Raw genomic sequence first — 9,956 nt, forward strand, 5'->3', positions numbered from 1 at the left:
AGAGCTCGTAACACGATCTTGTGAATCGGTGCAGGTCGGCCGTAACCGGTACGACGATTGAGCTGTTCGTGATGGCGTGAGCACCAAGCCGTGGGCCGTGGATGACGAGTTGTGGGCGATGATCGAGCCGGTCCTGCCGGCCTGGCCCGAGCGGTCACCGGGACCGAAGCCCGTGTCGGACCGGCTCTGCCTGCAGGGCATCCTCTTCATTCTCTACACCGGGATCCCGTGGCAGCAGCTGCCCCTGGAGCTGGGCTTCGGCTCAGGCCAGACATGCTGGCGGCGCCTGGAGCGCTGGCAGGAGGCCGACGTCTTCGACCGGCTGCACCGGATACTGCTCGCCGAGCTCAACGCGGCTGGCGAACTGGACTGGAGCCGCGCGTGCGTGGACGCCTCCCACGTACGCGCGAAAAAAGGGGACCGGCGACGGGCCCGTCGCCGGTCGACCGCCGCAAGACAGGCAGCAAACACCACCTGATCTGTGACGGTGGCGGCACCCCGCTCCACATGATCACCACCGCGGCCAACGTGAACGACGTCACCCAGACCCTCGCCTTGGTGGACGGAGTACCGCCGGTGGCCGGCCGGGTCGGCCATCCCCGCAAGCGCCCCGACGCCCTCCTCGGTGACAAGGGCTACGACAGCAACCCCAACCGGCGCGAACTCCGCAGGCGCGGGATCCTGCCGGTCATCTCCCGCAAGGGGCAGCCCGACATCAAGGGACTTGGCAAGCTCCGCTACGTGGTGGAGCAGACCTTCGCCCTGCTCCACCAGTTCAAGCGACTGGCCATCCGCTGGGAACGACGCCTCGACCTTCACAACGGCCTCGTCTCCCTGGCCTGCTCCCTGATCTGCTGGCGCCGCCTCAAGAAGGCTGCCCCATGATCGTGTTACGAGCTCATAGGGGCACCCCCCGAAGATGACTCCTACAACAGATTCCTCCACATAATTAAAGAGTTCGCCTCCACGTGGGACCTCCTCGCGGAAGAAAATAAATGGACATCTGAGCCACAGGCTATCGGACGGAAAAGTCAAGATCAAGATGCCAATGACCTCCTCCCTTCCTATTGGTACATGGAAACTGGACCAATGGGCGGGTGCGTCACAATGGTAGTCCTATGGGATTTCAATGAGACCAAAGGGCACTACACCCAGGTTCGCGGCTTCCATGGCGCCGGCGGGGCCGGAAGTATTAATTTCGCTTCACTGTTCGATGGCGTGTCCGGCAAAAAGCTAGTCTACACATTCATGTCAGCTGATCACGAATGGATCCAATCCGCCGATGAGTGGCCGTATGCCTCTGCCAGGACTGCTTACTTTCCCGAAGTGGACGGCACGGAAAAGATTAATAAGGCGGGCAACTACCGAATCGGCAGGGACGGCATTTGGGAGGGATGCTGACCTCGATCCTTCAGTTGTCTTCGCGGGGTGATCGGCTTGGCGGTTCGCCCGTAATTCCTTGTTGCCGCTGGGGCGGGCCGTCGCGTGACGCTGCGGGTGTGCCGGCTTCCACAGGCCGGTGTCCTGCGGTTGCGTTCCTTCCTGGTCCTCGGTGGGTTGGGGTGCCGGCCGTCAGGTGACGGCCGGGAAGCTGGTGAGCCCCTGCCAGACCATGGTGAACGCCTGGGCCCAGGGCCAGGTGCGTTTCGATCCACAGTCACCAGCGGCGGGCGTGGTTCGCGAGGCGGCCGGGCAGGTGGTAGATCCGGTACCGCATGGTGTCGGGCTCGGCGCGCTCCTGGTCGTGCAGGGCGAGGAGACGGACCCAGCAGCCCGGGTCGTGACCGAGGGCAGCGGCGAGCATCCAGGCCTGGTTGACCTGCCACTTCGGAGACCGCGATGCCCCACATGTGCCAGATGTTCGTGGCGACGAAGCTGTACTTCCAGCCGGTCGCCATTCTCGAACATGGTCTGCTCCTTCGTCTGGCGTCCCGACGGTGTGCCCGGCACGGTGTGACCCGGCGGACCAGCAGTCGCGTCCCGGCCGGCCGACCCGGCCGTCGGTTCAGCCCAGTCAGCTCCGCCACCTTGTAGCTTTCGTGGGGTGTGCCGTCCTGTTCGAGCAGCGCGTCCCACGCCTGCCCGGGCAGGCGGGCGATGGCTTGCTCGTCGTCGGCGGTAATGGTCCGGCCGGTCAAGTAGCGCACGGTGCGACGGGCGGTGTCCAGCTTCTCCAGGTGGTCCGACAGCTCATGGGTCGCACCCGCGCCGTCCACGCGGACCAGGATCTTCGGCCGGGAGCTGTCGGGGATCCGCCGAAGCGCGTCCGCGAGCACGGCGAGGTGGTCGGCGACCGTGTTCGAGCCTGGCCGCAGCAGCATGGCCAGCGACTCCTGGGTGTTGGCGCACCAGGCCCGCCAGCGGGTGGAATCCGAACGTCTTCTTGAAGGTGGCCGCGGCGCCCTCCGTCCTGGAGGACGCCAGGATGACCGTGGCGTCGGTTCCGGTCGGCCAGCACCTTGCCGGCCACCGTCAGCCGGGGATGCCGCCGGGCCGCAGCGCGAGCAGACCCCACACCTGCCGCCACGAGGGCTCTCGCCCCCGTGATCCGCCCGCGTGCCCGCGGGTCGAGGCCGGCGAGGAGCCGGTGCGCGATGGAGTCCGAGTCGCCATCCGATCGACGGCAGGTCAGCGGAGAGACGATGGAGCCTGTTCGCGCATTCCCCAGGGCGAGCCGTACTCCGTCAGCAGGTCGAGGAACGGTTGCGGCGGCAACGCCTCCGGTCCGAGTACCCCGGATCCCGACCATGCTCCGGTGGCGAGCAACTCCAGCGCGACCACGGGATTCACTGCCGTCTGCCAGACCACAGCCTGGGAACCGTATTCGCGCATCGACCACTGATTGTCGACCACATGGTAGAGGTACACTTCGCGCGGCTTGCCGGCGTGCTTCCCCTTGACCCAGGTGCCGGCGCAGGTCTTGCCGGTCATCCGATCACCCAAACCGGCCGGATCGGGAAGGGCCGCAGCCACGACATCCCGGGGCGATACCTCTGCAGGCCCGAGGCTGGTGCGAACAGTGAGCGGGGCGGTGCTGTCGAGCTTGAGCGCGTGAAGCGTCTTGAGCTTGCCGATGAAGTCTTCACCGAGACCGTACTTGAAGGTGACCCGCTGGGCGTTCACCCAACGGGGGACCAACAGAACCTCCTCATGCTCCACGTTGACGCACTCGACCGAGCCGATCCCCTCAGGGAAGTCGAAGATCTCCGGCTCGCTGAACGGCTCGGTGGTGAACCAGCCCCGGCCCGCCTCATAGACGACCGGCGGGTTAAGGCACTCCTCGATGGTCGTCCAGATGCTGAACGAGGGGGCGAACTCGTATCCCGCCACGGTCAGGTTCGCACCGTCCCGAATGCCGATCTCCTCGATCTCGTCGAACAAATAGTCCGCCGCGTACCGGGCGAAGACATCGGAGAGACCTGGCTCGACCCCCATCCCCACCAAGGCCAGGCGTCCTGCCGCCGTCCAGTCCTGCGCCCGTGCGAACTGAGCGTCACCGAGCTTCTCCCCGCACAGCTCATACGGGCGTTCGGGGTGGGGGTGCGACAAGGACATCGCCATGTCGAGATAGTGGGTGCCCGCAGCCAGAGCCGCGCCGAACATCGGCATGACGAACCGAGGGTCGGTGGCGTTGAAGAGGACATCGCAGCGAAGCTCGGCCAGCAGTGCCGTCACCGCGGCTTCATCCGAGGCATCGACACGGTGAGAAGAGAAGCGGTTCCCCGCTTCGCCGAGTGTTTCCACGGCGTTCTCGGCCCGGGAGAGGTCGTAGTCGGCGATGGCGATGTGGTCGAAGAACGAGCGGCGGGCCGCAATCCGGGTGGCTGCGGTGCCGACACCGCCTGCACCCACGAGCAGGATGCGCATCTGAGACCTTCCGTTCGGATGGGTTCCCAGGAGGCTTTCCCAGTGGCACACCCCGATGCCACACATCCGGCTCACGGCGCCCCATTGGGACCAATGGCACTGTGGCGACCAGCCGCCGGGCCACGGTCCGTATCAGTGGTTCCGTATCAGTGGTGCGGTGCTCCGTGAAGCCCCGAAGGAAGGAGGCCAGCCCCGTGCTCGCTTGCGCCGGACGGCTGGTGCGGGCGCTGGTACAGGTCGCGGTTGTTCCTCGCAAGGTCCGAAATGGATTTGAGGTACATCTCGATCAGCAGGCTCGCTCTGCGCATGAGGGGGGGATCACTCCTCGGTTCTGTACTCGGTATTCACCACCACTTTGCGCTCCTTCATCTTTCCGGGACCTTGCAAGAGTGCTGGGGGCGGCTTAAAAACGCCTCTCGTTGGGACGCCGGCCGCGGGCCGAGAGCCGTCTCCGTGGTTGTCGGTCAGTTCGCGGCCTCGGCGTCGACCAAGAAGAAGGCTGTCAGTGCGGCGGCGAGCAGGATGCCCGCCGCCCAGCCGATCGCGACGGTGAAGCCGTGCACGGTAGCGGCGGCGGTCCCCGCGTGACCTGCTCCTGCAGGGTGTGAAGCGAGGTAGCCGGCCGTGGCCGTGACCGCGATCGTGTTCAAAAGGGCGACCCCGATGGATCCTCCTACTTGTTGCGAGGTGTTGACCATGGCCGAGGCCACACCCGAATCCTCGGCCTGCACACCGGAGGTTGCGGTGGCGATGACCGGCATGACCGTGCATCCCAGCCCGAGCCCCATCAGGACTTCCGCGGGAAGGATGGTGGAGACGTACGAGGAGCGGGGATCCAGCGAGGTCAGAAGGAGCAGTCCGGCCGCAGCGGCAAGCAGTCCCGGAACCATCAGCACGCGTGGTGGTACGCGGTGCATCAGACGTGCGGCCAGCTGTGTGGACCCTACGACCACGCCCAGAGAGAGTGGCAGAAAGGCGAGCCCGGTTTTGAGCGCGGAGTACCCGAGGAGGCTCTGCATGTAGTAGGTCATGAACAGGAACATGGCGAACAGGCCGATGACCGCCATGGCGAATGTCAGGAGGCAGCCGCTGCGGTTGCGGTCCTGCAGTAGCCGCAACGGCAACAAGGGCTGGGATGCGCGGCTCTGCCACCATCCGAAGAGGGCCAGGAGCCCGCAGCCGCCGGCGATCATGCCGAGAACGACTGGGTCGCCCCACCCACGTGATTCGGCCGCGCTGAATCCGTACACCACGGCGACCAGACCGGCGCAGCTGAGAACCGCTCCAGGTAGGTCGAGTCGGGCGCCCGGGGTGCCGCGGTCCGCGGCCAGGTATCTCATGCTCCCGAGCAGGGTGACCGCAGCGATGGGGATGTTGACGTACAGGCACCAGCGCCATCCGAGGTAGTCGGTGAGGAGTCCGCCGAGGACGAGTCCGACCGCTCCGCCCACACCGGCCACCCCGCCGAAGATGCCGAAGGCCCGTCCCCGGTCGGGGCCTGCGGGGAAGGTCGTGCTGAGCAGGGCCAGGGCGGAGGGGGCGAGGACGGCGGCGAAGGCCCCTTGCAGGGCACGCGCACCGAACAGGAGCGCGGCGTCGGATGCCGCACCGCCGAGGCCTGAGGCGGCCGCGAAGCCGACCAGGCCGATGATGAAGGTGCGGCGGTGCCCCACGATGTCGGCGACCCGGCCACCTGCCAGCAGGAGGCCGCCGAACGCCACCGTGTAAGCAGTGATCATCCACTGGCGGTCCCCGTCTGACATACCGAGTTCGCGCTGGGCCGACGGAAGCGCGATGTTGACGATGGTCGAATCGAGAACCACCATCAGCTGGGCCGTTGCGATGACGGTCAGGGCCCACCAGCGGTCTGCTGGCAGTGACCGCTGGGCCTGATCGGGAACGGGCATTCCAGGCTCCGTAGGCGTCGGCTTGGACGTGGATGCGTCTCATCATCCAGCCCCCTCCCAGGCAGTGCGTGATCTTCCAGTGAAGGAACCGCGGGATTCCCCCGGTTGCGGGATCGGCTTCGGCCCAGGCAGTGGCCTGGACCGGACCGGTCGACGGATGCTCGGCGATGTGCGGATGGGATGCGCGCCAGACCCTTGCGCACACAAATTCTTTCAAATATGGAGGCGCTTCAAGCGACTCTTCATGACTCCGAGGGCTGATCGACCAGGGGGGGGAACCTCAAGTTCTGCTCAAATCGCAACGCCGCTCATTGACATGGCGGGCGGTGATGGCATTGCATGGGCGCCACCGCCGAAAGCAAAGATTTCACCTGAAAGGAAATCTAATGCGAATTTTAGGTCGACGCCTCGGTGCAGCCTCGAGCACGGGAATAGCGTGCGCAGCCACAGCCTCGCTGTTTGCGGGTGCCCCCTCCGCAAGCGCCGCCGACCCGCTTCCCTACAACTGCGCAGTAAAGGCCTCCCCGTCCATCGGGTACAAGCAGGAAATGAAGTGTTTCACCTTCTTCGATGAAGCGGTGAAATATGCGAGCGGCGGTACCGTCGATGCTTCGGCCTGGCGCTGGGATCCGCGCTCGGCGGTTTACAGCCCGGCCTTCACCCAGGCCGTCAACGCCTCCCCCTCCGTCCAGCGCATCTACTCCATCGAGTTCGAGCACCCCGACTACCGCGGCTACGCGCTCGTCGTGTGGGGCAACGGAGAGTGCGCACCCGGTTCCGAGAGGGTGGTCAACAACCTCGGCCAGACCCCCGACCGGTGGTGGACGGACCGGATCGACTCCTTCGCACCGTACAACGGCTGCTACTCCGAGCACTTCGACGACAGCAACCTCGGGAGCCTGATCGGGGGCACCAACGTGCCCAGCCCGACCATTCAGTCCCCGAACCGGACGAACGCCATCTCGATCACCGGAGGACTGTCGGACGAAGAGTCCATGGACGACTGCAACCGGGGCCGGGCGAAGTGTTCCTACACGCCCACAGCGCTGGTCGAGTACGTTCCGGTCGACTGGAAAGACGAGATGATCGGGTGGAACTGCACCAATCTCAACCAGTCGGTGAGGTTCAACGAGACCATCACCCGGTCCTCGACCATCCGCTGGGGAGTCGAGCTCACGACGACCATCGGCACGCCCAGCACCGCTCCCCTGAAGATCGAGCAGTCCCTCAAGCAGACGCTGGGCGGTGACTTCGCAAACTCCACCTCCAAGGCGTACGATGCGCCGCACATCATCGAGCCCGGGAACGTGGGAATCATCTCCTCGGCGGTTTCCGCGAAGAAGGTCACCGGCCTGTGGAACCTCGACTACGGGAACCGCAAGTGGTACCACCACTACTGGGAGAAGAACATGACTGCCTACCAGGTGGACGGTGACCGGCCCATGAACATCGTCTACAACCAGCGGCCCATGACCGCGGGTGAGCGGGCGGACTACTGTTCCAAGAGCAACACGGGGGCCTCCTCGCTCTGACCCGGGCGCCCCACGGGGTCCCCCGCTGAAGGGTGGCAGGGGACCCCATCTCAGGCGGCCACGGGCAGGTCGGCCCAGTGAGTGGTACGGTCCGCATCCTGGTACTCGCCGGAGGCCGTGGCAAGGGCGGTGACAATCGCACTGCCGCGCCCGTGCTCATCGGGGGCGCAGTGTGCAATCCACTGGCCCGGCTCCGGAGCGGTCCCGCCGTCCTCGACCGCGATGTGGAGCACATCGGTGCCTTCGGGGCGCTCGAGGCACAGACGCACCGGGGGCAGGGCGTGCTCCACCGCGTTGGTGACCAGTTCGGAGACAACGAGCAGCGCCTCGTCGATGTAGCTGCTCGGCAGGCCCCATGCCTGCAGCGCACTGCGGCTCTTGGTGCGGGCAATCCCCGCAGCCGTCTCCTCGTAGGGCAGCATGCACTCGTGGCTGCACTCGGCGTCGGCCGTCGGGGCGCTGACGGTAGAGGTCTGGTTGCCGGAAGAAGTGGGGAGAGCCACGGGAATCACATCCACTGGGAGGGTGCCGGGTCGGGCTTCTCCATCAGTGTTGGGCGCTGGACGGCCTCTCTCTGTCCCCCGATCGAGGGGTGCAGTGGTCTACACCGGCCTCGCCCGGGTCACCCATGGACGGGGGTGCTTCCGTCCCCAGGCCGATGCCCCACCGGACCCGCCGGTGGGGCATCGCCGGCTCAGCGCTTCATGCGCAGGCTGGCCGGATTGTCCGGAACGGGTACTGGGGCCTTGTCCCCGGTGAGTGGACACCTGTTCGTGTCGTTATGCGGCGAGCGTCATGGTAGCCCGCTGCTGTTCGTAGATGTTCGGTGGCTTCTGTCCGAGGCGGGAGTGGCGCCGTCGGGTGTTGTAACGGGTGGCCCAGCGGAACACGGCCGGCCGACAGGCCTCGGCCCCGTCGAAGCCGCGGGTGGGCTTGATCCAAGGCCGGGTAGTTAACGGATTTGCGCTGGTGGCAAGGGGTCTCTCCGGCTTCTGAAGGTGGCGGGTCCGGTCTTGGTGATGAATCCGGTGTGGGCCCACCGGTCGAGTTGCCGGCGCATGGTGCCCAGGGTGACGTTGCCCAGGTGACGGGCGAGATCCCGTGGGTGCCACTGGCGGTCCGGGTCGATGTCGAGGACTTCCAGGATGCGCTGCCTGCGTCGGTCTGCCGGCGGCGTATAGCGGTCGTCGTGGGAGGTGGCGGGCAGCTGCGGTTCTGGTTCGAGGATGGTGATGTCCAGGCCGGTGACGGCACGGCTGGCGTCCGGGCGGCCGTCGTCTTGGCGTTCGTTGTAGCGGAAGATCGGCGACTTGACCTTGCGTGTGCTCACACGCGTCCGCCTCGCGGGGAGGAGACCGGCCAGGACCCGCTGGCCGATGACGCCGATCGTGGCGTCGCCCGTGAGGCCGGCAGCCCGAACGACCAGGTCACGGGCCGTGTGCAGGGCGATGGTGAAGCCGCAGCGGTCCGGGTCGGTGCCCGGCCGGGACTCGGCGGCCTCCGCCATGACCCTCCGCAAGGCCTGGTAGAGCGTGAGCAGGGCCCACATCTCCTGCTCGACGCCGACGGGATCGCCGGAACGCAGGACCCGGCCCCGCAAGATGGTGTGCCGCAGCGCGTAGTAGGCGGACTCGTGCTCCCACCGCTCGTGGTAGAGGCCGACGAGCTTGCTGGCCGGGTAGCGGCGGGCGTCGGTCAAGGTGGTCACCAGACGGTATGAGCCAGTGAAGGTGCTGCCGTCGTCGCAGGTCACGGTGATCTGAGCTTCCACGACCCGGACCGGGACAGCCCCAAGGACGGACAGGTAAGAGCCGTCCGCGAGCCGGGCCAGGACCGGGGTGCGGCGGTTGGCGCGCAAGCGGCCCAGGAACTGGGCACCGGTGCTGGCCACGGCGGCGAGGAACGCGTTGGCGTCGAAGCCTTTGTCCCACAGGACCAGCATCTCCGGGCCCAGGTGGTGCAGCAGACGGCCGGCATAGGCGGTCTCCCCGTCGCTGGTGGGGCCGAACACCGCGCCGATCAGGGCCCGGGACCCGGTCTCCACCAGGGTCATCAGCTCCAGCATCGGGTAACCACCGCGGCTCTGTGTCCCGAACCAGTCCACGTTTCTGTCGCTCTCGGGCAGCTTGATCGAGCTGCAGCCGTCGAAGGAGACTGTCCGGAACGGGCCGAACCGCACACCGGGTGCGGCCGGCCGGGCCAGCGGGCCGGCGAGGACCTCTAACAGGCGGCGGACCGGCGCTGCACCCACCCTGCGGCGCAGGTCACGCAAGGCCTTCGCGGTCGGTTCGGCGACCTCCACTCCGGCGCCGGCCAGTGCCGCGGTCAGCTTCTGCCACACCAGCTGGTAGCCGACTTCCGGAAACAGGCACATCGCGAGCAGGAAGTAGACCCCGACCCGCGAGGGCAGGTCACGTAACCGGCGCTGCACACACCGGGTCTCCTTCAGGACCGCATCAACGAGGTCGAACGGGACGACCTGAGTCAACTCGCCCAGATGACCAGGACCGAACTGGCCGGCGGCCACCGTGAACTGGTGAGTCACCGTCGTCAGACCCGACGGCAGGGCACAATCACATGCGGGCAACGGGACTCCTCGGCGACCAGCAGTCTTGGCGGACCATCTGATCAACGCGGATCCCGTTGCCGC

Annotated in this window: 8 protein-coding genes; 3 read left to right on the forward strand and 5 right to left on the reverse strand. The window is 66.7% G+C overall.

The genetic code is table 11. The features are described from left to right. The first annotated feature begins 118 nt into the window (after positions 1-118). Both AC2TEW_RS37365 and AC2TEW_RS37370 read left to right on the forward strand, forming a co-directional pair. Positions 119-885, forward strand: a protein-coding gene (locus AC2TEW_RS37365; protein ID WP_484626548.1) for an IS5 family transposase whose coding sequence is annotated in 2 segments (ribosomal slippage) — positions 119-425 and positions 425-885 — 768 coding nt in all. Because the reading frame shifts where the segments join, the coding sequence is not laid out codon by codon here. A 189-nt stretch (positions 886-1,074) separates the two neighbouring features. After that, on the forward strand, positions 1,075-1,401 hold the full coding sequence (locus tag AC2TEW_RS37370) for a hypothetical protein (RefSeq protein ID WP_484627680.1): 327 nt from the start codon (positions 1,075-1,077) through the stop codon (positions 1,399-1,401). Positions 1,402-1,657: 256 nt separating this feature from the next. Here the strand turns inward: AC2TEW_RS37370 and AC2TEW_RS37375 are convergent, their stop codons facing one another. From AC2TEW_RS37375 to AC2TEW_RS37385, 3 genes are all read right to left on the reverse strand, one after another. Further along, positions 1,658-1,804 (reverse strand): hypothetical protein, encoded by a 147-nt coding sequence (locus AC2TEW_RS37375; RefSeq protein WP_484627681.1) that lies wholly within the window; start codon positions 1,802-1,804, stop codon positions 1,658-1,660. A gap of 824 nt (positions 1,805-2,628) precedes the next feature. Then, positions 2,629-3,867: a saccharopine dehydrogenase family protein gene (locus AC2TEW_RS37380; protein ID WP_484627682.1), complete on the reverse strand. Its 1,239-nt coding sequence runs from the start codon at positions 3,865-3,867 to the stop codon at positions 2,629-2,631. A 464-nt stretch (positions 3,868-4,331) separates the two neighbouring features. Next, a complete protein-coding gene (locus tag AC2TEW_RS37385; RefSeq protein ID WP_484627683.1) occupies positions 4,332-5,774 on the reverse strand; it encodes an MFS transporter in 1,443 nt (480 codons plus the stop codon). A 548-nt stretch (positions 5,775-6,322) separates the two neighbouring features. On the opposite strand from AC2TEW_RS37385, the gene AC2TEW_RS37390 reads away from it, so the two are divergent. After that, the gene (locus tag AC2TEW_RS37390) at positions 6,323-7,306 is read left to right on the forward strand and encodes a hypothetical protein (protein ID WP_484627684.1); all 984 of its coding nucleotides are present in this window, start codon (positions 6,323-6,325) and stop codon (positions 7,304-7,306) included. A gap of 50 nt (positions 7,307-7,356) precedes the next feature. On the opposite strand, the gene AC2TEW_RS37395 is transcribed toward AC2TEW_RS37390, so the two are convergent. Together AC2TEW_RS37395 and AC2TEW_RS37400 are read right to left on the reverse strand one after the other, a co-directional pair. Next, positions 7,357-7,728 (reverse strand): ATP-binding protein, encoded by a 372-nt coding sequence (locus AC2TEW_RS37395; RefSeq protein WP_484627685.1) that lies wholly within the window; start codon positions 7,726-7,728, stop codon positions 7,357-7,359. A gap of 530 nt (positions 7,729-8,258) precedes the next feature. Then, positions 8,259-9,860 (reverse strand): IS4 family transposase, encoded by a 1,602-nt coding sequence (locus tag AC2TEW_RS37400; protein WP_484627686.1) that lies wholly within the window; start codon positions 9,858-9,860, stop codon positions 8,259-8,261. Positions 9,861-9,956: the final 96 nt, after the last annotated feature.

Source organism: Kitasatospora sp. NEAU-CNBT7 (assembly GCF_057220535.1).

Coding starts and splice junctions, on each gene's coding strand:
- AC2TEW_RS37370 (WP_484627680.1), top strand. CDS start 1,075: ATGGAAACTGGACCAATGGGCGGGTGCGTCACAATGGTAGTCCTATGG.
- AC2TEW_RS37375 (WP_484627681.1), bottom strand. CDS start 1,804: ATGCTCGCCGCTGCCCTCGGTCACGACCCGGGCTGCTGGGTCCGTCTC.
- AC2TEW_RS37380 (WP_484627682.1), bottom strand. CDS start 3,867: ATGCGCATCCTGCTCGTGGGTGCAGGCGGTGTCGGCACCGCAGCCACC.
- AC2TEW_RS37385 (WP_484627683.1), bottom strand. CDS start 5,774: ATGCCCGTTCCCGATCAGGCCCAGCGGTCACTGCCAGCAGACCGCTGG.
- AC2TEW_RS37390 (WP_484627684.1), top strand. CDS start 6,323: ATGAAGTGTTTCACCTTCTTCGATGAAGCGGTGAAATATGCGAGCGGC.
- AC2TEW_RS37395 (WP_484627685.1), bottom strand. CDS start 7,728: ATGCTGCCCTACGAGGAGACGGCTGCGGGGATTGCCCGCACCAAGAGC.